The 21,101-nt window shown below is 72.1% G+C and carries 18 protein-coding genes and 1 pseudogene; 13 read left to right on the top strand and 6 right to left on the bottom strand.

All coding sequences use genetic code 11. The annotated features are described in order from the left end of the window. The first annotated feature begins 10 nt into the window (after positions 1-10). Genes ACZ6S4_RS24285 through ACZ6S4_RS24275 form a run of 3 tightly spaced genes read left to right on the top strand, consistent with a single transcriptional unit; the run spans position 11 to position 2,970 of the window. Positions 11-847: a winged helix-turn-helix transcriptional regulator gene (locus ACZ6S4_RS24285; RefSeq protein ID WP_465477090.1), complete on the top strand. Its 837-nt coding sequence runs from the start codon at positions 11-13 to the stop codon at positions 845-847. 57 nt (positions 848-904) lie between these two features. Beyond that, complete coding sequence (locus tag ACZ6S4_RS24280) at positions 905-2,704, top strand: glycerol-3-phosphate dehydrogenase/oxidase (protein WP_465477089.1); 1,800 nt, start codon at positions 905-907, stop codon at positions 2,702-2,704. Next, positions 2,701-2,970, top strand: a complete 270-nt coding sequence (locus ACZ6S4_RS24275) for a DUF4031 domain-containing protein (protein ID WP_465477088.1) — start codon at positions 2,701-2,703, stop codon at positions 2,968-2,970. The genes ACZ6S4_RS24280 and ACZ6S4_RS24275 overlap by 4 nt, the downstream gene beginning before the upstream one ends. On the opposite strand, the gene ACZ6S4_RS24270 is transcribed toward ACZ6S4_RS24275, so the two are convergent. Then, positions 2,954-3,601: an HD domain-containing protein gene (locus ACZ6S4_RS24270; RefSeq protein WP_465477087.1), complete on the bottom strand. Its 648-nt coding sequence runs from the start codon at positions 3,599-3,601 to the stop codon at positions 2,954-2,956. The two genes, ACZ6S4_RS24275 and ACZ6S4_RS24270, sit on opposite strands and share 17 nt — an antisense overlap. 31 nt (positions 3,602-3,632) lie before the next feature. Between ACZ6S4_RS24270 and ACZ6S4_RS24265 the strand changes: the two genes are divergently transcribed. From ACZ6S4_RS24265 to ACZ6S4_RS24255, 3 genes are all read left to right on the top strand, one after another. Next, positions 3,633-4,211: an FUSC family protein gene (locus ACZ6S4_RS24265; protein WP_465477086.1), complete on the top strand. Its 579-nt coding sequence runs from the start codon at positions 3,633-3,635 to the stop codon at positions 4,209-4,211. Between the two features lie 60 nt (positions 4,212-4,271). Further along, complete coding sequence (locus tag ACZ6S4_RS24260; RefSeq protein ID WP_465477085.1) at positions 4,272-4,841, top strand: hypothetical protein; 570 nt, start codon at positions 4,272-4,274, stop codon at positions 4,839-4,841. Between the two features lie 627 nt (positions 4,842-5,468). Next, positions 5,469-7,613: a PrsW family intramembrane metalloprotease gene (locus ACZ6S4_RS24255; RefSeq protein ID WP_465477182.1), complete on the top strand. Its 2,145-nt coding sequence runs from the start codon at positions 5,469-5,471 to the stop codon at positions 7,611-7,613. A 16-nt stretch (positions 7,614-7,629) separates the two neighbouring features. On the opposite strand, the gene ACZ6S4_RS24250 is transcribed toward ACZ6S4_RS24255, so the two are convergent. Further along, the gene (locus ACZ6S4_RS24250) at positions 7,630-7,926 is read right to left on the bottom strand and encodes a GroES family chaperonin (protein WP_212989171.1); all 297 of its coding nucleotides are present in this window, start codon (positions 7,924-7,926) and stop codon (positions 7,630-7,632) included. Positions 7,927-7,930: 4 nt separating this feature from the next. Here ACZ6S4_RS24250 and ACZ6S4_RS24245 point away from each other — a divergent pair, with 4 nt between their 5' ends. Then, the gene (locus ACZ6S4_RS24245) at positions 7,931-9,361 is read left to right on the top strand and encodes an AI-2E family transporter (protein ID WP_465477084.1); all 1,431 of its coding nucleotides are present in this window, start codon (positions 7,931-7,933) and stop codon (positions 9,359-9,361) included. Positions 9,362-9,367: 6 nt separating this feature from the next. Here the strand turns inward: ACZ6S4_RS24245 and ACZ6S4_RS24240 are convergent, their stop codons facing one another. Together ACZ6S4_RS24240 and ACZ6S4_RS24235 are read right to left on the bottom strand one after the other, a co-directional pair. Then, the gene (locus ACZ6S4_RS24240; RefSeq protein ID WP_465477083.1) at positions 9,368-12,016 is read right to left on the bottom strand and encodes a transglycosylase domain-containing protein; all 2,649 of its coding nucleotides are present in this window, start codon (positions 12,014-12,016) and stop codon (positions 9,368-9,370) included. Positions 12,017-12,229: 213 nt separating this feature from the next. Further along, positions 12,230-14,299, bottom strand: a complete 2,070-nt coding sequence (locus ACZ6S4_RS24235; protein WP_465477082.1) for an ATP-dependent DNA helicase — start codon at positions 14,297-14,299, stop codon at positions 12,230-12,232. A 20-nt stretch (positions 14,300-14,319) separates the two neighbouring features. Between ACZ6S4_RS24235 and ACZ6S4_RS24230 the strand changes: the two genes are divergently transcribed. Beyond that, complete coding sequence (locus ACZ6S4_RS24230; RefSeq protein ID WP_433722654.1) at positions 14,320-14,826, top strand: DUF402 domain-containing protein; 507 nt, start codon at positions 14,320-14,322, stop codon at positions 14,824-14,826. On the opposite strand, the gene sigJ is transcribed toward ACZ6S4_RS24230, so the two are convergent. Beyond that, positions 14,809-15,693 carry an RNA polymerase sigma factor SigJ gene (sigJ, locus tag ACZ6S4_RS24225; RefSeq protein WP_465477081.1) on the bottom strand — a complete coding sequence of 295 codons (885 nt, stop codon included), beginning with the start codon at positions 15,691-15,693 and terminating at the stop codon, positions 14,809-14,811. The genes ACZ6S4_RS24230 and sigJ overlap by 18 nt on opposite strands. Before the next feature lie 111 nt (positions 15,694-15,804). Between sigJ and ACZ6S4_RS24220 the strand changes: the two genes are divergently transcribed. From ACZ6S4_RS24220 to ACZ6S4_RS24200, 5 genes are all read left to right on the top strand, one after another. Then, complete coding sequence (locus tag ACZ6S4_RS24220; RefSeq protein WP_465477080.1) at positions 15,805-16,773, top strand: PI-PLC domain-containing protein; 969 nt, start codon at positions 15,805-15,807, stop codon at positions 16,771-16,773. A 156-nt stretch (positions 16,774-16,929) separates the two neighbouring features. Further along, on the top strand, positions 16,930-17,556 hold the full coding sequence (locus ACZ6S4_RS24215) for a DUF47 domain-containing protein (RefSeq protein WP_203768584.1): 627 nt from the start codon (positions 16,930-16,932) through the stop codon (positions 17,554-17,556). A 3-nt stretch (positions 17,557-17,559) separates the two neighbouring features. Next, positions 17,560-18,567 carry an inorganic phosphate transporter gene (locus ACZ6S4_RS24210; RefSeq protein ID WP_465477079.1) on the top strand — a complete coding sequence of 336 codons (1,008 nt, stop codon included), beginning with the start codon at positions 17,560-17,562 and terminating at the stop codon, positions 18,565-18,567. 57 nt (positions 18,568-18,624) lie between these two features. Then, positions 18,625-19,215: a carboxymuconolactone decarboxylase family protein gene (locus ACZ6S4_RS24205; RefSeq protein ID WP_465477078.1), complete on the top strand. Its 591-nt coding sequence runs from the start codon at positions 18,625-18,627 to the stop codon at positions 19,213-19,215. Continuing rightward, positions 19,212-20,090 (top strand): RNA polymerase sigma-70 factor, encoded by an 879-nt coding sequence (locus ACZ6S4_RS24200; RefSeq protein WP_465477077.1) that lies wholly within the window; start codon positions 19,212-19,214, stop codon positions 20,088-20,090. The genes ACZ6S4_RS24205 and ACZ6S4_RS24200 overlap by 4 nt, the downstream gene beginning before the upstream one ends. Here ACZ6S4_RS24200 and ACZ6S4_RS24195 read toward each other — a convergent pair. After that, positions 20,080-21,068 (bottom strand): annotated as a pseudogene (locus ACZ6S4_RS24195) (Gfo/Idh/MocA family protein). The gene ACZ6S4_RS24200 and the pseudogene ACZ6S4_RS24195 overlap by 11 nt on opposite strands. Between the last annotated feature and the right edge of the window lie 33 nt (positions 21,069-21,101).

Genomic DNA, 21,101 nt, shown 5'->3' with positions numbered 1-21,101 from the left:
AGTGGAGGGCGTGCGCAGGGTCGAACTCGTTGATGCCGACTGCGGCATCGAGCAGGCCCTCGGCGTGCTCACGGACTGGTGGACGTTTCTGGTGGTCCGTGACATCGCGGGCGGCGTGACCAGATTCGAGGCGTTGCAGCGCTCGCTGGGAGTGAGCCGGCGGGCCCTGACCGAACGCCTCGCCGCGCTGGTGGAGCATGGAGTGCTGCGCCGGGAGCCGTATTCCGAGCACCCACCGCGCCACGATTACGTGCTCACGCCCAAGGGCGAGGGCCTGCTGCCGGTGCTGATCGCCCTTCAGGAGTGGGGTGATCGGTACGTGCTCGGCGACGGCTCGCTCACCGCGACGGCGGCGCCGACCTCGGCGGAGGCCCACCGCGTGCACGGCCTGATCGGCCGGCGGATCCCGGCACTGCGCCTGGAGACCTGGACGGTCCTCTACTTCTTCCCCGGCGCCTTCGCGCCGGACACCCCGGGCTATCCGCCGGGCTGGGGCGAGATTCCGGGCGCGGCGGGCTGCACCCTCGAGTCCATGACGTACGCGGCCAGAGCGGCCGACTTCACGGCGGCGGGGGCCGAGATCCGTGGCATCAGCACCCAGCGCCGGGACCAGCTGGAAGCCTTCGCCACCCACGCCAAGCTGCCGTTCCCGCTGCTGTCGGACCAGGACGTCAAGCTGGCCGCGAGCTTGCGCCTGCCTACGTTCCGGGCGGCTGGTGAGGACCGCTTCAAGCGCCTGACTCTGCTGGCCGACCCGACGGCGACGATCCGCACGGTCCAGTTCCCGATCACCGACCCGGCCGCCTCGGTCACCGAGATGCTGAGCGAGGTCCGGGCCCGCATTTGATCTTGCCAATCTCTTTTCACCCGCCGGGGGGACACCCGGCAGCGCTACCGTGGGGTTGTGCGCTCTCCTTCCGTCTCCCGCTATGCCGCCGGCCGGCTGTCGCCCATCCGCCGCACCGCCGACCTGCGGCGGTTGCGGGACGAGCAGTTCGATGTGCTGGTCATCGGCGGTGGGGTCACCGGCGCCGGCGCGGCCCTGGACGCTGCCTCGCGCGGCCTGAATGTCGCCCTCGTCGAGGCCCGTGACCTGGCCGCCGGCACCTCCAGCCGGTCCAGCAAGCTCATTCACGGCGGCCTGCGCTACCTCGAGCAGCTCGAGCTGCACCTGGTGCACGAGGCGCTCACCGAGCGGGGGCTGCTGACCAGCCGGCTCGCCCCGCACCTGGTGCGGCCCGTGCCGATCCTGGTGCCGCTGCCGGCCGCCTCGCCGCCGGCCCGGGTCTGGCAGCGGGCCTACTACGGCCTCGGGGTCGCGGCCTACGACGTCTTCGCGGGGATCTTCGGCAGCGGGCGCGGCATGCCCCTGCACCGGCACCTGACCCGCGACGGCGCCCGGCATCTCTTCCCGAGCCTGCGTGCCGACAAGATCACCGGGGCGATCCGGTACTACGACGGCCAGGTCGACGACGCCCGCCTGGTGGTCAACCTGGCCCGCACCGCCGCCAGCCTCGGCGCCGCCGTGGTCACCAGCGCCCGGGTCACCGGCTTCCTGCGCGAGGCGCGCGAGGTGGTCGGGGTCAAGGTGCGGGATCTGGAGTCGCCCGACTCGCCGGAGTTCGAGGTGCGGGCCCGCACCGTTGTCGCCGCCACCGGGGTGTGGAGCGACGACATGTCCCGGATGCTGCGCGATGTCGGCCTCCGGCCCGGTCTGCGGGTGCGCGCTTCCAAGGGCGTGCACCTGGTCGTGCCGCGGTCGGCCATCACCGGCGAGGCCGGGCTGATCCTGCGCACGCCGACCTCGGTGCTCTTCGTCATCCCGTGGGGCGGGCACTGGATCATCGGGACCACCGACACCGACTGGGAGCTGGACCGCTCGCACCCGGCCGCGTCCGCCCGGGACATCCGCTACCTGCTCGACCAGGTCAACACCGTGCTGGACCGGCCGCTCACCGCCGACGACATCGAGGGCGTCTACGCCGGGCTGCGGCCCCTGCTCTCCGGCGAGGCCGACTCCACCTCGAAGCTGTCCCGCGAGCATGCCGTGGTCGAGCCGATGCTGGGGCTGCTGCTCGTCGCCGGCGGCAAATACACCACGTACCGGGTCATGGCCGCCGACGTCATCGACCGGGCCGTGCGCCGGCTCGGCGGTTCGGCGCAGCCCTCGCGGACCGATCAGCTTCCGCTGCTCGGCGCCGACGGCTTCGCCGCCGCCTGGCGGGACCGGCTCGACATCGCCCGCCGGCACGGCGTCACCGCCGGGGTGATCGAGCACCTGCTGGAACGGTACGGCACCCTCACCGTCCACCTGCTGGCGATGATCGAGGCGGACCCGGCGCTGGCCACCCCGCTCGCCGGCGCCCCGGAATACCTCGCCGCCGAGGTCGCGTACGCGGCCCAGGCCGAGGGCGCCCTGCACCTCGACGACGTGCTCACCCGCCGCACCCGGATCTCGTTCGAGACCCCGCACCGCGGCGCCGACACCGCTGCCCACGCCGCCGCGGTGATGGGTGACGTGCTCGGCTGGGACGCCGCCGTGCGTTCCCGGGAGATCGAGCACTACCTGGCCCGGGTCGAGGCCGAGCGGCAGTCGCAGAAGATGCCTGACGACCTCACCGCCGACGCCGCCCGGCTCGGCGTGCCCGACGTGCGGGGTTACGCCGCCGACCGGGGCACCGACCTGCTCGAAGTGGAACTTTGATCCTCGTCGACGAGCCGCGCTGGCCGGCCCGCGGCCGGCTCTGGTCCCAGCTGGTCAGCGATGTCTCGTACGCGGAGTTGCACGCCTTCGCGGAGATGCTGGGCGCACCCCGGCGCGCGTTCGACCGGGACCACTACGACATCCCGGACTCCCGCTTCCCGATGGCGTTGTGGCTCGGCGCCACGCTGGTCCGCTCCCGGGAGCTCTCCGTCCGGCTGCGCGCGGCCGGTCTGCGCCGGCCCAAGCACCTCAACTCAGGTTCTTGAGCTCGGCTTCCAGGTTGGCCCGGGCCTTGTCCTCCCACGCCGACCGCAACGGTGCGTGCCGGTAGATCGACGGCAGCTCCAGCAGAGCCTTCAGCACCTGGGTCCGGCCGCCCCGGAAGGCGTCGTCCGGCACGTGCGCGTACTCCCGGCGGATCGCGGCCGTGTACGCCGCGTACGCGTCCGGGTCACTCGCCAGGATCGCCAGATCCGCGTCGCAGAGCAGCTCACCGTCGGGGTCGTCGTCCTGGGTGGCGTGCCCGGCAGTCAGCCCGACCAGCCGGGCCACCTCCGCCGCCACCTCGTCCGGCGCACCCAGCGTGGCCAGCAGCCCGGCCGCGAACTCGGCGCTGTCCCGCTCGTTGGCGTCACCGAGCGCCCGCGGATCGTAGACCGCGTCGTGCAGCCAGGCCGCGAGCCGCACCCGGTCCGCGCCCGGCGCCAGCTCCGCGTACCGGTCGATGACGTCGAGGACCGCGGTCAGGTGGGCCACGGTGTGGTACTGCCGCTGCGGCTCCGACCAGCGGGTCAGCAGATACTCACCGGCCGCGCCGAGATCCGCGTCGTCGGCGGTCGCCCCGGCGCCCCGGGCCGCGGCGACCCACCGCTGCACAAGATTTGTCACGACGGTCATCCTGACACGCCTGCGGTTAGGGTCTGCAGGCATGACCGACGTGGAAGCGCAGCGGGGGCTTACCGCGGTTCTCGCCGAGCTGCGCGGTCGCTCCCGGTCCGGGATCGGCGCCGGCTGGTCCCGGGTACGGGCCGGCTTCCCGCTCGCCGCACAGGCCGGGTTGGGTGCCGGCATCGCCTGGTTCATCGCGCACGACGTGATCGGCCGGCCCAGCCCGTTCTTCGCGCCGATCGCCGCCGTCATCACCCTCGCCTCGTCGGTCGGCCAGCGCGCCCGGCGCACCGTCGAACTGGTCGTCGGGGTGGCCATCGGCATCGGCATCGGCGACGGGATCATCCTGCTGATCGGCACCGGGCCGTGGCAGGTCGGCCTGGTGGTGGTCCTGGCGATCACGGCCGCGGCGGCCGTCGGCGGAGGTACGCCCCTGGTGGTGCAGTCCGCCTCGTCCGCGGTGCTGGTCGCGACGCTGACGACACCGAGCACCGGGCTGCCGTACACCCGCTTCTTCGACGCGCTCGTGGGCGGCGCGGTCGGCCTGGCCGTCATGACTGTCCTGCTGCCACTGAATCCGCTGACGGTGATCCGCCGGGCAGCGGACCCGGCGCTCTAGGCGCTCGCGGACGGCCTGCACGCGATCGCCGAAGGCCTCAAGGCCGGGGACGCCGGCGCGGTGGGCGGGGCCCTCGACCGGCTGCGCACCGCCGAGGCGAACTTCACCGGCTTCGACCAGGCCGCGACCGCGGCGAGCGAGAACGTGGCCTTCGCACCCGCCCGCTGGCGGGCCCGCGGCGCCCTGAGCCAGTACGTCGAGGGCGCGGACCACGTGACGTACGCGCTGCGCAACGTCCGCGTGCTGGCTCGGCGGGTGATGACAGCCCTCGGCGACGGCGAGCAGATCCCGGAATGCCTGCCGACCTCGATCACGCTGCTCGGCGACGCGGTGGACCTGCTGCGCCAGGAATGGGCCAAAGGCGCCGAGCCGATCGCCACCCGCGAACGGGCGCTGCGGGCGGCGGCGGAGTCCGGGCGGGCGTACGACGAGGGGGTCGGCTTCTCCGGCGGGGTGGTCGTCGCGCAGGTCCGGACCACGGTCTCCGACCTGCTCCGGGCCACGGGCATCGAGTACGCGGAAGCGCCCCGGCTCGTGCGGCGGGCTGTCGGCTGGCAGGCGCGGGGGCGTACCGCCCGCAAGAGCGCCGCCCGGTCCCGGCCCGGCGGCTCCGGACGCGGCCCGTCCTGAGATTTCGGGCCCTTTTCAGCTCTTGATCCTCTTTCCGCCGCCGCGGGCCTGCCCGGCACGGTCCGGGTGGCTACGCTGGGCGACATGGCCGACGTAGCTCACGGCGGGTCGCCCGACCCGGCACCCACCTCCGCGGCTCCGGCCTCCCCGGCGCCCGATCCCGCTGCGCCGGTGTCCGGCCCGGCCGGTCATGGTCCGGCCGGTTCTGGCTCGGCCGGTCCCGGCTCGGCCGGTCCCGGCTCGGCCGGTCATGGTCCGGCCGGTTCTGGCTCGGCCGGTCTCGGCTCCGCCAGTTCCGGCGCGGCCGCCCTTGCCCAGGCTGGTTCCGCCGGTTCCGGTTCCGGGCCGGCCGGTCCCGATTCTGCTGGCCCCGGTTTCGTTGGTTCCGGTTCGGCCGATTCCGATTCTGCTGGCCCCGGTTTCGCTGGTTCCGGTTCGGCCGATTCCGATTCTGCTGGCCCCGGTTTCGCTGGTTCCGGTTCGGCCGGTCCTGATTCTGCTGGCCCCGGTTTCGCTGGTTCCGGTTCGGCCGGTTCCGGTTCGGGCGGGGGTGACGCGTCTGCCGGCGCGGTCGCTGTCGCGCCGGATGCGCCGGTCGGGGTGCCGGATCCCGCGGCCGTGGACAAGATGCCGCGCCGGCGGTCGAGGATTCCGCGCTGGGTGCCGCTGACCCTGGTGATCACCTTCATCGCCATCTGCGCGATCGTGATGCTGATCATCCTGGGCTTCAGCAACGGCCCGCAGGGCCTGGCCATCGGCCTGGTCGCGGCGATCCTGCCGGTCCCGGTGCTGGTCGGCTGCTTCCTCTGGCTGGACCGGTACGAGCCCGAGCCCAGCCGCTACCTGATCTTCTGCTTCGCCTGGGGCTCGGCCGTGGCCACCCTGGTCGCGATCGGCGTCAACTCGCTGGCCGCCTGGGGCTTCGACAAGATCGGCCTGCCCGACGCGCTGGTGGCGGTGCTGGTGGCGCCGTTCATAGAGGAGTCGATGAAGGCCCTCGGCCCGATCCTGCTGCTGTGGCGCCGCCGCCGCGAATGGTCCGGCATCACCGACGGCATCGTCTACTGTGGCCTCTCCGCGCTCGGCTTCGCCATGGTCGAGAACGTGCTCTACCTGGGCGGCCACGGCTACGCATCGGGCGCCGACCAGTACGGCCCGGCGACCGGCATCCAGAACCTCTTCCTGATCTTCATCGTGCGGATCATCTTCACCGGCTTCGCGCACCCGCTGTTCACCGCGATGACCGGCATCGGCCTGGGCCTGTCCGCCCGCTCCGCGGACCGCCGGGTGAAGTGGCTGGCGCCGATCGCGGGCCTGCTGCTCGCGATGATCCTGCACGGCACGTTCAACCTGCTGCCGACGCTGTCGGTCGCCACCGGCGAAACCCTGATCATGCTGTACGGCTACCTCGGCTTCATGGTCCCGTTCTTCTTCCTGGTGGTCGGCTTCGCCATCGCCCTGCGCAGCTGGGAAGGCCGGCTCAGCGAGCGCATCCTGCCCGGCTACGTGAGCGCCGGCTGGCTGTCCCCGCCGGAAGTGGCGACGCTCGGCAGCCTGGGCCGCCGGCACTCGGCCCGCCGATGGGCCAAGCGCGTGGCCGGCGAGACCGGCGTACGCGCAATGCGCGGCTTCCAGGCGACATCGACAAAGCTGGCGCTGCTGCGCGACGGCATGCAGCGCGGTCTGCACAGCGGAGGTCCGGACGACCAGCAGCGGGCCCTGGAGGAGGAGCAGCGCCTGCTGACGACCATCTCGAGCTATCGGTCGGTGTTCGTCGGGCGGGATCCGCAAATGCCGCAGGCGTTCTGGAACGGGAGCAGCTACCAGATCGCCTTCCCGGACGGGGTGACGCGCACGGTGAACGCCCCGGCCGAGCCGGTGGTGCCGGTGCCGGTGCGGCTGCCGCCGATGCCGGTGATGGCCGGCGGGTACGGGATGCCGCCCGGTTATGCCGCACCTGGCTACGGTGGCGGACCTGGTCAGGTCGGTCCCGGATACGGCGGCCCGGCCGGTTACGGCCAGCCCGGCTTCGGCCCGGCCGGCTACGGCCAGCCTGGTCCGAGCCAGCCCGGCTACGGGCAATCAGGTCCCGGCATGGGGGGTTACGAGCAGCCGGGTTCCGGGCAGGGCGGATACCCCCAGGCTGGTGCCGTGCCGCCCGGATATGGACAGCAAGGCTCCGGTCAGCCCGGTTACGGCGCTGGTTACGGCCAGCCGGATGGCAACGGCTACGGGCCGCCGCCCGGTTACGGCCAGCCCACCTACGGTCCGCAGCCGGGTCAGGGCCAGGGTCAGCCGGGTCAGGGCTATGCCCAGCCGGGCCAAGGTCAGGGTCAGCCGGGCTATGCCCAGCCGGGCTATGCCCAGCCGGGTCAGGGTCAGGGTCAGCCGGGCTATGCCCAGCCGGGTCAGGGTCAGGGTCAGCCGGGCTATGCCCAGCCGGGTCAGGGCTCGCAGCCGGGTTATGCCCAGCCGGGCTATGGCCCGCCACCCGGTTATGGCCCGCCGCCTGGCTACGGCCAGCAGCCGGATCACGGCCAGCCCGGCTACGGCCAGCAGCCGGATCACGGCCAGCGCGGCTACGGCCAGCCCGGCTACGGCCAGCCCGGCTACGGCCAGCCAGGTGGCGCGCCCGCCCACAGCCCAGCCCCAACACAGAGTCAAGGCCCGAACGAAAGCCACCAGACCCAGGACCAGCCGGGACACCCCCCGGTCCAGTCCCACGACCCGGCCACCGGCGACGCCAACCCGCCGGAGACCCGGCAGCACTGACCCCACGGCCCCGGGACTACAGGTACAGCCCGGTGCCGTCCGACTCGACGCGGGTCGCGGCAACGGCGTGCACGTCCCGCTCACGCAGGAGCACGTACTCCTTGCCGTGCAGCTCCACCTCCGCGCGGTCGTCCGGGTCGAACAGGACCCGGTCGCCGACGACGATGGAGCGGACGTTCGGGCCTACGCCGACGGCTTTGGCCCAGGACAGGCGGCGGCCCATCGATGCGGTGGCCGGGATGACGATGCCGGCGCTGGAGCGGCGTTCGCCGTCGCCGCCGTCGAGCCGGACGAGGACGCGGTCGTGCAACATCCGGATGGGCAGCCCGGCCTCGGTACGGGTGTCGGTGTTCACGACAGGACGGTACGCCCGGCCCCGATCCGGGCGCCGTTCAGGCCGGTCGAGGGTGGTGGCGGGGTCCGGGGGCGGGTCTGCACTACGGTGGGACCGGCGTGACGACGGACGAGGGGGTCTGCGGTTGAGCCGCTTGCAGCGAGTCCGGGCGAATCTGCGTCGTGCGTACGACAGCGGGCGGGAGTCGGTCCGGCTGGCGCGTACGGAGCATGATTCGGCGCCGGACGATCGGGATGTCGGGTTCGAGTTGCCGGCGCCGGATCCGCCGGTTGATCATCGGTCGACGTCGAGCCGGGACGATGCCGAGGTGCCGCATTCGTTGCGGATCGCGGCCGCGTGGTCGTGGCGGCTCATCATTGTGGGCGTCGTCGGCTGGGTGCTGCTGCGGTTCATCGGCATCGTCAGCATCGTCGTCATCCCGCTCGCCATCGCCCTGCTGCTCTCGGCGTTGCTGTCGCCGGCGGTCGGCTGGTTGCGTCGTTTCCGGCTGCCGCCGTCGCTGGCGACTTTCCTGGTGCTGATCTGCGGCATCGCCGCGGTCGCGGGCACCCTGACGTTGGTCGTCAACCAGTTCGTGGACGGCGTGGGTGAGCTCACCGACAAGGCCATCAGCGGGGTGCGGCAGATCCAGGAGTGGGCCCGTACCGGCCCGCTGCACCTGTCGGACCAGCAGGTCAACCAGGCCATCGACTCCGCCCAGAACTGGATCAACGCGAACACGTCGTCGCTGACCGCGACCGGCGTGGCCACCGCCGCCACCCTGTTCGAGGTGCTCACCGGCACGCTGCTCGCGCTCTTCGCGACGTTCTTCTTCCTGCGCGACGGCCGCAAGATCTGGCGTTTCCTGGTGCGGCTCTTCCCGGTCAACGCCCGCTGGAGCCTGGCCGACGCCGGTGACGCTTCCTGGTCGACGCTGGGTTCCTACGTGCGTGCGACCGTGCTGGTGGCTTTCATCGACGCCACCGGCATCGGCCTGGCGCTGGTCATCCTCAACGTCCAGTTCGCGTTCCCGCTGGCGGCGCTGGTGTTCCTGGGCGCGTTCATCCCGATCGTGGGCGCGAGCGTGTCGGGTGCGGTCGCGGCGCTGGTCGCGCTGGTCGACCAGGGCTGGGTGATCGCCCTGATCGTGCTGGGCGCGGTGATCCTGGTCCAGCAGGTCGAGGGCCACATCCTGCAACCGCTGATCATGGGCCGGGCGGTGGCGATCCACCCGCTGGTCGTGATCATCGGCATCGCCTCCGGCGTGGTGCTGGCCGGGATCATCGGCGCCCTGGTCGCGGTCCCGCTGATCGCGGTCCTCAACACCGGGGTACGGCGGCTGGCCCGCCAACGTCCGGAGGTGCCACCGGACGCTGTGGTGGTGCCGGCCGGAGGCACCGCCACCGCACCCTGAGCGTCGTCACCAGCCCAGGTAGCTGCGGGTCAGCGCGGACACGTGCTCGACGACGTCGATGCCGGCCTGCTTGTCGGTGTGGCCGTGGGACAGTACGGCCACGGCGGTGTCGGTGTCCGTACCGCTGATCCGGCCGATGCTGTTGATGATCCAGCGGTTGTCCTCGGCCGTACGGGAAACCCAGCCGTTCTTCAGCGCGGCGCGCTCGCCCGGCAGGGCCGCCGCGCTGACGCCCCATTTCTGGTCCGCGTTCACCGACGACATGAGGTCGAGCATCAGCTCCCGGGAGTCCTCGTTCAGGACGCCGTCCGGGTCCGACGCCGCGGCGAGCACCTTGAGCTGGTCGTTCGCCGTGGTGCGGGTCAGGCCCCAGGACTCGTCCGGGTCGGTGCCGGTCAGGCCCAGCCGCTCACCCGCCGCGCGCAGGCCGTCGGCACCGCCCACCGCGTCGAACACCTTGGTGGCCGCGTTGTTGTCGCTGGCCCGGATCATCTTCGTCACCCGGCGCTTCTCGGCCTTGGTCAGCTTGCGGCCTTCGTCCTGGGCCTTGAGCAGCAACGCGGCCAGCAGCTCGGCCTTGATGATGCTGGCCGATTCCTGCTGCCGCTTGCCGTGATAGTCGAACCGGCGCCCGGTCCGGCGTTCGGTGACCGCGACAGAGAATTCCGGGACCGTGGCGGCGTAGCTGTCGAGCACCTTGGTCAGCCGGTCGACCCGCTGCTGCCACGAGCCGGTCGCCTTGGACTTGTCGACCTGGTCGCCCTGCTGCGGCCCCTGGAAGACGGCGCCCACGGGCGCCTTGATGGCGGCGCCGAGCGACCTCAGGTCGGTCGTCTCCAGCCGGCCCACGTGCGAGGGGCGGTTCACCGCCCGGGCGGGCTGCCCCCGCAGGGCGGTGGCCAGGAAAGACTTCCAGATCCGGTACGGCATGCCGTCGCCGTTGATGGCGGTGCCGTTCTTCTCGCGGATGGGTCCCGGCTTCTCCCGGCCGATCCACGTCACCGCGGCCAGTCCCGGGGCCCAGCCGGCCGTCCACGCGTCGGACGAGTCGGTGGTGTCACCCCACTGCTGGGAGCCGGTCTTGGCGGCCGCGTCGACCCCGGCGACCTCGCCGTCCTTGGCCACCACCTTGGACAGCACGGTCTGCATGTCCGCGGCCACGGCACCCGAGAGCACGCGCTTGGGCTTCCCCGCGTACAGGTGCAGCACCGCCCCCTTGCCGTTGATGGCCGATTCGACGAAGTGCCGGTCCCGGCGGCGGCCCTGGTCCGCCAGGGTGGCGTAGACGGTGGCCAGGTCGGCCGGCGCGACCGGATACCGGCCGAGGGCGATGTCGGGGCGGGTACGCCCGGGAGCCGGATCGCCGGCGACGTCCACCATGGTCGGTTGCTTGCCGTACTTCTCCGGCACGCCCAGCCGGTGGGCGAGGCGCCGGATGGTGTCCGGGCCGATCTGCTCGGCCAGCGCGTAGAACGGCGTGTTGAGCGAGTGGACCATGGCCTGGTCGAGCGGGCACACCGGGCACTGCAGGTTGCGCTGGTTGTAGAGCGGCACTCCCTGCCGGCTCGGGAACAGTCGGGGTGAGCTGCCGTTGTACAGCGACTGGAAGCCGATGCCGCGTTCCTCGGCGGCGGCCAGGACGACCGGTTTGATGGTCGAGGCCGGCGGGCGGGCGGCGAGCGCGTCGTCGAAGTAGCCGCGGCCGCGGTCACCGCCGTAGTAGGCGCGTACCCCGCCGCTGGCCGGGTCGACCGCCACCAGGGCGGCCCGCAGCTCCTTGGGCTGACCGCGCAGCGCGGCGGCCATGGCGTCGGAGGCCGCGCCCTGGGCGGTGAAGTCGATCGTGGTGGTGATCCGCAGGCCGCCGGTGCGCACCTGCTGCCGGCTGATGCCCGCCCGCACCAGTTCGTCCTCGACCCGGTCGGCGATCAGCCCGGCGGCGCCGCCGATGCTGTTCGCGGTGACCGACTCCTTGGCGACGGCCGGGTACTTCGCCCGGTCAGCCTCCCCGGCGGGCAGCCAGCCCTGCTCGGTCATGGCCCGCAGGATCCACCGCCACCGGGTCTGCGCCCACTCGGCGTCGGCGGCCGGGTCGCCGCGGGTCGGGTCCTTGATGAGCGCGGCGAGCACCGCACCCTGGGAGCCGGTCAGCCGATCGACCGTCGTACCGAAGTAGGCGTGGGCCGCGGCCTGGATGCCGTACGCGCCGCGGCCGAAGTAGATGGTGTTGAGGTAGCGCTGGAGGATCTCGTCCTTGCCGAACCGGTGTTCGACCTTCAGCGCGAGGGCGAACTCCTTGGCCTTGCGGCTGACCGTGCGGTCCTGGGTGAGGTAGGCGTTCCGTACGTACTGCTGGGTGATGGTCGACGCGCCCTGTCCGCTGTCGTGGAAGACGTTGGTCCACAGTGCCCGCAGCACCCCGCGGGTGGAGACGCCGGCGTGGTCGTAGAAGCTGCGGTCCTCGGCGGCCAGAAACGCCCGCTGGACCGGCACCGGGACCTGGCTCAGCCCGACGTCGGTGCGGTCGGTGGCGCCGATGCGGGTGAGCACCGTGCGACCGTCTCGGTAGTACAGGACGGAGGCCTGGGGCGGCACCGGATCCGGTGGCAGGTCGACGCTCGCCACGTACCCCACCACACCGGCGCTGATCGCCACCGCGCCCACAGTGACGGCCGCTGCCAGACGACGGGCCCACCGCGGCAGTTTGAAGCGCCTGCGATGCGAGATCGGTTCCGGATCGGCGGCGTCCGTCATGAAGCGGGGTCCCTTCGACGTCCACGGCGGTGTCGATCAACACCTGACCAGTAGACGGATGAGACGGTGGTTTTGTTGCTTATCGGAGGAAAGTAGTCGCAGCGGTACGGGCGGTCAGGACTTCGCCAGGCGTTGCAGAGCGCCCACCGCGACCTCCGGGCGGGTCGTGTACCAGAACGGGGGCAGGGACTTACGCAGGAAGGCGCCGTAGCCGCGGGCCGTCTCCAGGCGGGAGTCGAGCACGGCGACCACTCCCTTGTCTCCCGTGGAGCGGATCAGCCGGCCCACCCCCTGGGCCAGGCGCACCGCGGCGATCGGCACGCTGACCGAGGCGAAGCCGGAACCACCCGTGGCGTCCACCGCCGCGGCGCGGGCGGCGGCCAGCGGCTCGTCCGGCCGCGGGAACGGCAACCGGTCGATCACCACCAGCTGGCAGGCGTCGCCGGGAACGTCCACGCCCTGCCACAGCGACATCACGCCGAACAGGCAGCTCTCCTTCTGCTCCCGGAACTTGCGGACCAGGATCGGCAGCGACTCCTCGCCCTGCAGCAGCACCGGCAGATCGGTGCGGGCGCGCAGCAGCTCGGCCGCCTGGGTCGCCGCGCGGCGCGACGAGAACAGGCCCAGCGTGCGACCGCCGAGGGCCTCCACCAGCTTGAGCAGCTCCTCACCCGCGGGGTCGGGCAGCCCGGAGGCGGCCGGGCGGGGCAGGTGCGCGGCGACGTACAGGATGCCCTGGCGGGGGTAGTCGAACGGGGAGCCGACGTCCAGCGAGCTCCAGCCGTCGCCGGAGACCGGCGGCGCGTCCGCGGTCAGGCCGGCGCCGGAGCGGGCCGCCGGGACCGGGGCCGGGGCGGGCAGCCCGAGCGAGCGGGCAACCGTGTCGAAGCGGCCGCCCAGCGTCAGCGTCGCCGAGGTGGCGACCACCGTGCGCTCGTCGTACAGGTTGGTGGCCAGGGTGCCGGCGACCGAGAGCGGGGCCACCACCAGGGCGCGGCGGCCGTTGCCCAGGTCGGACTTCTCAACCCAGGCGACGTCGTACTGGTCCTCCTGCAGCAGCCGCTGGGCGGTGGTCGATATGTCGTCCAGGGTGGCCTTGGCCTGCTGCTTGCGGACCGGGTCGGGGTCGTCGTTCTTGACGTCACCGATCGCGTCCAGGGCGGCCCGGGTGGCCGAGTCGATCAGCATGACGGCCTGGTGCAGCAGCGGGGGCAGGCCCGTGGTCAGCCGGCCCGCCGGGAGGTCGCTCAGGCCGACGGTCAGCGCGTCGGCCGCCTCGGCCAGGGCCTCGGCCGCGGCCGCGGAGACCAGCGGCTTGGCCCGCCGGGACGCCCGCTCGACCGCCTCCGGGGTCAGCTCGGCCTGCGCGGCCGAGGACACCCGGTCGGCCAGCTCGTGCGCCTCGTCGACGATCAGGAGCTTGTGCGGGGGGACGATGTTGCGTTCGGCGAGCATGTCCACCGCGAGCAGGCTGTGGTTGGTCACCACGATGTCCGCCTCGCGGGCGCGCACCCGGGACGCCTCCGCGAAGCACTCCGCCCCGTACGGGCAGCGGGCCGCGCCGACGCAGTCGCGGGCCGGCATCGAGACCTGCCGCCAGGCGGTCTCGTCGACGCCCGGGTCCAGCTCGTCGCGGTCGCCGGTCTTCGTCTTCTCCGCCCAGGCCTGCACGCGCAGGATCTGCTTGCCGAGCTTGCCGGCCTCACCCAGCCACTGGGTCGCGCGCGGCGGCGCGTCGTCGAAGAGGGTGTCGGTCGGCGCCTCCTCGTCGGCGTGCTCGAGCTTGGCCATGCAGAGGTAGTGGTGCCGGCCCTTGAGCACCGCGAAGGTCGGGCGGCGGCCCAGCACCGGCTCCACCGCGTCGGCCAGCCGGGGCAGGTCGTGCTCGACGAGCTGGTTCTGCAGGGCCAGGGTCGCGGTGGAGACCACGACCGGACCGTCGACCAGCAGGGCCGGCGTCAGGTAGGCGAGCGACTTGCCGGTGCCCGTGCCGGCCTGCACCAGCAGATGCTCGCGTTGCTTGACGGCCCGCTCGATGGCCGCGGCCATCTCCTCCTGCCCGGGCCGGGAGGAGCCGCCCGGGACAGCGCCGACGGCGGCGGCGAGAAGCTGGGAAGCGGTTGCCTTCTTGCGGGTCGCGGCAGTCACGTCCGAGACCGTACCCGCCACCACCGACGAAACCATGTCACCGTTAGGGTCTTGTCATGCCGAGCGAGATGGTCCGGGTCGTCTACACCAAGTACGACGGCTCCGCCCACCGCGACTACCCGGCCCGCCGGCTCAACGAGGATGAGCTGGGCGTCTGGGTCGGAGTGACCCGTGGCACGGCGTCCGTCTACCACGGCCTGCCGTCGGTCGAGCAGATCCCGTTCGTGTTGCTGATCCCGCACCGGGCGTGGTGGACCGGCATGTTCAACCCGCCGCCGCGCACCAGCGAGGTCTACTGCGACATCACCACCCCGGCCCGCTGGGAGGGTGACACCGTGCACATCGTCGACCTGGACCTGGACGTCTCGCGGCGCCGCGACACCGGGGTCATCGAGCTGCGCGACGAGGACGAGTTCGCCGACCACCAGGTGCGCTTCGGCTATCCGGACGAGCTGGTCGCCGAGGCCCGGGCCGCCGCCGGGCGCCTGTTCGTGGCCCTGGGCGACGGCTCGGAACCGTTCGCTTCGACGTACCGGAAATGGCTCTCAGCGGTCGTCGACTGAGCCCAGCTTGGCCGGGTTCAGCTGGTTGTAGACGGCCGTGACGCGGCCGTCGGCGACGGCCACCGTGAGCACGAAGAGCAGCGGGCGCCCGTCCGGGTAGCGGCCCCGGACCAGCACGCCGGCGGCGCCGTTGACCAGGACCGGCTCGACCGTGACGTCGGTGTAGTCGCGGGCCCGCCGGCTCAGGATGCCGATGTAGAAGCGGGCCACCCGGTCCAGGCCGAAGACCGGGTTGAGACCGGCGTTGACCACGCCGCCGCCGTCGCCGATCGCCACCACCTCGGGCGCGAGCACGGCCGCGAGGGCCTGGAGGTCGCCGGAGGAGGCCGCGGCGAGGAACGCGTCCAGCACCTTGCGCTGCTCAGGCAGGTCCGCGGTGTGCCGGGCCTGGCCCTCGGCGACGGCCCGCCGGCCGCGGGAGGCGTGCTGGCGGGCTGCCGGGACGGTGGTGTTGAGCACCGTGGCGACCTCGTCGAACGGCACCCCGAACGCGTCGTGCAGAACCACCGCGACGCGCTGCTCGGGGGTGAGCTTCTCCAGCACGACCAGCAGCGCGAGGCTGACCTCGGAGCGCTGGGTGATCCGTTCGGCCGGGTCGTCGAGCCGGGACACCATCGGCTCCGGCAGCCACTGGCCGGGGTAGGCCTCGCGCCGGACCCGGGCCGACTTCAGCACGTCCAGGCAGATCCGGCCGGTGATCGTGGTCAGCCAGCCGCGCAGGTCGTGGATCTCCCCGCCGGCCCGCGCCTTGTGATAGCGCAGCCAGGCCTCCTGGACCGCGTCCTCGGCCTCGGCGCGGCTGCCGAGCATCCGGTACGCGACGGCCAGCAGGTGGGGGCGTTCAGCTTCGAAAGGGTCCGACGGCATGGGGGAATTCTGAAGGACATTGCCCGGCCACAGGTGTCACGTGTGACACAGTGGTAAACGCGATAAGAGCATTTGGTCCTATTTCGCGTTTGCGGGGGGCGGGGGCAGACGGTGGCGAACGACGTGGCGACCCTGCTGGGCGGGCTGGCCGGAGTGGCGGGAGCCACCGGCGCGGCGACACTCGGCGTCGCAGTGGCTCGCCGGCCCAGGCCGTACCTCCCCGCCGGGCACGCCCTGGTCGCGAACCAGGCCGAGGATCCGCTGCCCCGGGTGTTGCGCCGCGGGCTGGCCGGTCTCACCGTCCCGGTACGCCCGGGCCCGCACGGGGAGCTGTTCCTCGGCTCCGGGCAGCCGCAACCCGGTCGTACGCTGCGCCGGATGGTGCTCACCCCGCTGTTCACCCGGGCCCAGGCGCGCGGCGGGCGGCTCTGCCGGGACCAGCGGGTGCCGTTCCGGCTGGTGGTCGAGTTCACCGGGCCGATCCGGGACGCGGACACGTTGCTGCGGGCGTACCGGATGCTCGACCAGCAGTTGCGCGACCATGCCCCGCTGCTGAGCCGCTGCGTCGACGGCCGCCTCGACCCCGGGGCCGTCACGGTCGCGATCACCGGCATCGTGGACGTGCGGGCCCTGCTCGCCACCCAGACCCGCCGGTACGCGTTCGCCGACGGGTCCTTCGACGACATCGGCTCCGCGTCGGCGCCGCCCGCGCTGGTGCCGATGATCAGTGAGCCGTGGAGCCGCCGGTTCGGCTGGGACGGCCGCGAGCCGATCTCCGCCGAGGAACGGCACCTGCTGCACGCGCTGGTCCGCTCCGCTCACGAGGACGGGCGTACGGTGCGCATCTCCGGCCTGCCCACCGGCTCCCGCAAGGCCCGGCAGGCCGTCTGGACCGAGCTGGGCGAGGCGGGCGTGGACGTGATCGCCGACTCCGATCAGGTGGGGCTGGCCCGGCACCTGCGCCGGCATCCGGTGCACCGGCCGGTGCCACCGCGAGTGACGCCCGGACCGGTGACCCGCCGTAGTGCCCCGGCGCCGCGAGCCACCAATCAGCGACCGGACATCGCGCCAGTCGCCTGAAAGATCCAGATAAGTGCAGGTTCCAGGTTAACGGCAAGTGAACGAGCACTGAACTGCTGTTGAGCAGGGGTAGGCGGGCTCGGAACCCGGGGAGGCATTACCTAGCATTCCCTCGAATTCGCCAGACCCCGTCCACCCGCAAACGAGGTTCGCGCCGTGAAGTTCTCCTTCCGCCCCACCGAGGGCGCCTTCTACGAGCTGTTCACCCGGGCAGCCCAGAACCTCGTGCGCGGCACCGAGCTGCTCAACGAGCTGGCTCTGCCCGGGGTGGACGTGCAGTCGGTCAGCGACCGCCTGACCGACGTCGAGCACGACAGCGACCAGATCACCCACGAGCTGTACAAGAAGATCAACTCGACCTTCATCACGCCGTTCGACCGCGAGGACATCTACTCGCTGGGCTCGCAGCTCGACGACGTCATGGACCACCTCGAGGCGGTCGGCAACCTGCTCTACCTGTACGGCCTCACCGAGCTGCCGTCGCTGCCGCGCGAGATGCACGAGCTGGTCACCGTGCTCGACCAGCAGGCCAAGATCACGGCCGACGCGATGCCGCGGCTCAAGACCATGAAGAATCTCGAGGAGTACTGGATCGAGATCAACCGGCTGGAGAACGACGGTGACCGGGCGTACCGGATGCTGCTGGTCCGGCTCTTCTCGGGCGAGTACGACGCGCTCACGGTGCTGAAGATGAAGGAGGTCGCCGACGAGCTCGAGGACGCCTGCGACGCCTTCGAGCGGGTGGCCAACACCGTCGAGACCATCACGGTCAAGGAGTCCTAGGCCTTGTCCGCCGAGCTCGTCGCAGTGCTCGCGGTGATCCTCGCCGCGATGGCCTTCGACTACACCAACGGTTTCCACGACGCGGCGAACGCCATCGCCACCAGCGTCAGCACCCGGGCCCTCACCCCGCGCGTCGCGCTCGCCATGGCCGCTGTCGGCAACTTCATCGGTGCCCACTTCGGCGCGGAGGTGGCCAAGACGGTCGGCGACGGCCTGGTCAAGCTGCCGCTCGGCATCCCCAGCCTGGGAGTCGTCTTCGCCGGCGTGGTCGGCGCGATCGCCTGGAACCTCATCACCTGGTACTTCGGGCTGCCTTCGTCCTCGTCCCACGCGCTCTTCGGTGGCCTGGTGGGCGCGACGTTGTTCGCCACCGAGGGCACGGTCCAGTGGGGGACCATCGTCGAGAAGGTGCTGATCCCGATGGTGGCCTCGCCGCTGGTCGGTTTCATGCTGGGCTTCCTGGTCATGGTCGCGATCATGTGGGCCTTCCGCCGGGGCCAGCCCGGCAAGCTCAACCGCGGCTTCCGCCACGCCCAGACGGTCTCGGCCGCCTTCATGTCCGTGGGGCACGGCATGCAGGACGCGGCCAAGACCATGGGCATCATCGTGCTGGCCCTCTACACCGGCGGTTTCCAGGACAGTGCCACGCACATCCCGTGGTGGGTCTTCTGGACCTCGGCGGCGGTGCTCGCGGCCGGCACGTACGCGGGTGGCTGGCGCATCATCCGGACCCTGGGCCGCAAGATCATCGACCTCGGCCCGGCCGAGGGCTTCGCGGCCGAGACGGTGGCCAGCTCGGTGCTGTTCTTCAACGCGCTGGTCCTGCACGCGCCGATCTCGACGACCCACACCATCACCTCGGCGATCATGGGCGTCGGCACGACCAAGCGGCTGAGCGCGGTCCGCTGGAACGTCGCCGGCAACATCGTGATCGCCTGGCTCACCACCTTCCCGGCGGCGGCGTTCATCGCCTGCCTGGTCTACTTCGCGGTACGGCCGATCTTCGGCTGAGCCGTCACAGAGCGGTCCTCCTCGGTGTCTTCATGTCATCGACACCGAGGAGGAGACATGACCGGCAACACCAGGGTCCCCAGGGCTGAGATCACCGGTGTCTACGGCGCCGTGCTGAAGAGGTTCAGCCGCAAGATGTTCGGCCGGGTGCCCGAGGGCCTCGAAGTGATGTGGCAGCACCGGCAGGTGCTCAGCACCAGCATGGGTATGGGTCGTAAGGCCGCCAAGTGGCACGAGTGCGACGAGGATCTCAAGTCGTACGCCCACATGGCGGTCGCCGCGCTGGTCGGCTGCTCGTTCTGCCTCGATCTCGGCTACTTCCAGGCGCACAACAACGGCCTGGACGAGGTCAAGGCCCAGCAGGTGCCGCGATGGCGGGAGTCGGACGCCTTCACGCCGCTGGAGCGCGACGTGCTGGAGTACGCCGAAGCGATGTCACAGACCCCGCCGACCGTCACCGACGAGCTCTCCGCCCGCCTGCTCGCCCGGCTCGGCGCGCCGGCGATGATCGAGCTCACCGTGTGGATCGCCTTCGCCAACCAGGCAGCCCGCACGAACGTGGCCCTCGGCATCGAAGCCGAGGGTCTGTCGGCGTCGTGCGGCCTGGTCCCCATGGCCCAGCCGAGCGGCACCGCCTCGCGCGCATGACCGACGACCCGTTCCTCACCCACCGCAGCCTGCTGTTCACGGTCGCCTACGAGATGCTCGGCTCCGCCGCCGACGCCGAGGATGTCGTGCAGGAGACCTGGCTGCGGTGGGCGGACCTCGACGCCGGGGCCCGGGGCGAGGTTCGCGACCCCCGGGCCTATCTGGTGCGGGTGGTCACCCGGCAGGCCCTCAACCGGATGCGGACGCTGGCCCGCCGGCGGGAGGAGTACGTCGGTGAGTGGTTGCCCGAGCCGTTGCTGACCAGCCCGGACGTGGCCGAGGACGCGGAGCTCGCGGAGAGCGTCTCGTTCGCGATGCTGACCGTGCTGGAGACGCTCGGACCCACCGAGCGGGCGGTGTTCGTGCTGCGTGAGGTGTTCGAGCTCCCGTACGAGGAGATCGCGGCCGCGGTCGGTAAGACGGCCGGCGCCGTACGGCAGCTCGCCCATCGGGCCCGGGAGCATGTGGCTGCCCGGCAGCCGCGGGTGCGGGTGAGCCGGGCCGAGCAGGTGGCCGTCGTGGAGCGGTTCCGGGTAGCGGTCCGCGACGGCGACCTGCAGGGGCTGCTGGACGTGCTCGCGCCCGACGTCGTCCTGTTGTCGGACGGTGGCGGTGTCGTCGCCGCCGCTCGCCGCCCGATCGTCGCCGCCCGGCGGGTGGGTCCGCTGCTGGCGAGCCTGGCCGAGGTGGCCGGCGACTTCACCGTGCTGCCGATGTGGCTCAACGGTGCGCCGGCGATGCGTCTGGACCTCGGCGGCGAGCTCGATACGGCGGTGAGCTTCGTGCTCGACGGCGGTCGGATCACCGGCATCTACGCCGTGCGCAACCCGGACAAGCTGGCCCGGCTCGGCGCCGAGGCGCGGCTCAGCCGGTGACCGGGTAGATCACGCCGAGCTGGGCCCGGATGCCGTCCATCAGGGTCATGATCTCCAGGGTGGTCCGGTGCGGCATCAGCGGGCTCTCCAGCAGGCCCTCGGTCAGGCAGCGTTGCACCTCGGCCGCCTCGTACTGGTAGCCGCTGCCCTCGAACGGGTACCTGATCTCCTCCGGCTCCGCGCCCGCCCGGTGCAGCCGGAACGAGCGGGGCACGAAGAAGCCCTGCGGCAGGTCGATCCGGCCTTGCGTGCCGGTGATCGAGGCGGCGTTGCGCGTCTCGCCGACCAGGCTGCACGTCAGTGCCGCGACCGCGCCCGAGTCGTAGCCCAGCAGCATGCCGGTGTTGTCGTCGACGCCCTCGGCGGTGAGCCGCGCCCAGCTGTGCACGGTCGCGGGCGCGCCCAGGATCAGGTGGGCCAGGTTGAGCGGGTAGACGCCCAGGTCGAGCAGCGCGCCGCCGCCCAGCGCGGGGTCACGCAGCCGGTGCGTCGCCTCGAACGGTCCCTGCAGCCCGAAGTCCGCGTGCACCGCCGTGACCTCGCCGATCGCGCCCTCGGTGACCAGCTCGACGATGCGCCGGACGGCCGGGTTGCAGCGCATCCACATGGCCTCCATCAGGAACAGCCCACGGCTGCCGGCCTCCCGCACCAGCCGCGCCGACGAGGCGTGGTCCAGGGTCATCGGCTTCTCGCACAGCACTGCCTTGCCGCCGCGAGGCAGGCCAGCGCCGCGTCGAGGTGGAACGCGTGCGGGGTCGCCACATAGATCACGTCGACGTCGGGGTCGGCGGCCAGGTCGGCCCAGGACCCGTGGGCGCGGGCGAAGCCGTGCCGCTCGGCGAAGGCGGTCGCGGCCGCCCCGGTACGGGATCCGACGGCGGCGAGCTCAGCACCGGGCACGAGCGGCAGGTCGGACGCGAAGGTGCTGGCGATGCCGCCGGTGCCCAGGATCCCCCAGCGGACGTTCTTCTCGGTCATGATCGCCACCGTATCCTCCGCAACGGAAACTCG

Source organism: Actinoplanes sp. NPDC051405, assembly GCF_055586185.1.
The sequence above is the reverse complement of the archived record's forward strand: the minus strand, read 5'-3'. Positions and strand labels throughout refer to the sequence as shown.

Excerpts from the sequence above, each read along its gene's own strand:
- sigJ (WP_465477081.1), bottom strand. The coding sequence starts at position 15,693 with ATGCCGTCGGACCCTTTCGAAGCTGAACGCCCCCACCTGCTGGCCGTC.
- ACZ6S4_RS24230 (WP_433722654.1), top strand. The coding sequence starts at position 14,320 with ATGCCGAGCGAGATGGTCCGGGTCGTCTACACCAAGTACGACGGCTCC.
- ACZ6S4_RS24250 (WP_212989171.1), bottom strand. The coding sequence starts at position 7,926 with ATGTTGCACGACCGCGTCCTCGTCCGGCTCGACGGCGGCGACGGCGAA.
- ACZ6S4_RS24205 (WP_465477078.1), top strand. The coding sequence starts at position 18,625 with ATGACCGGCAACACCAGGGTCCCCAGGGCTGAGATCACCGGTGTCTAC.
- ACZ6S4_RS24255 (WP_465477182.1), top strand. The coding sequence starts at position 5,469 with ATGCCGCGCCGGCGGTCGAGGATTCCGCGCTGGGTGCCGCTGACCCTG.
- ACZ6S4_RS24235 (WP_465477082.1), bottom strand. The coding sequence starts at position 14,299 with ATGGTTTCGTCGGTGGTGGCGGGTACGGTCTCGGACGTGACTGCCGCG.
- ACZ6S4_RS24245 (WP_465477084.1), top strand. The coding sequence starts at position 7,931 with ATGGGCAGCCCGGCCTCGGTACGGGTGTCGGTGTTCACGACAGGACGG.
- ACZ6S4_RS24270 (WP_465477087.1), bottom strand. The coding sequence starts at position 3,601 with ATGACCGTCGTGACAAATCTTGTGCAGCGGTGGGTCGCCGCGGCCCGG.
- ACZ6S4_RS24265 (WP_465477086.1), top strand. The coding sequence starts at position 3,633 with ATGACCGACGTGGAAGCGCAGCGGGGGCTTACCGCGGTTCTCGCCGAG.
- ACZ6S4_RS24200 (WP_465477077.1), top strand. The coding sequence starts at position 19,212 with ATGACCGACGACCCGTTCCTCACCCACCGCAGCCTGCTGTTCACGGTC.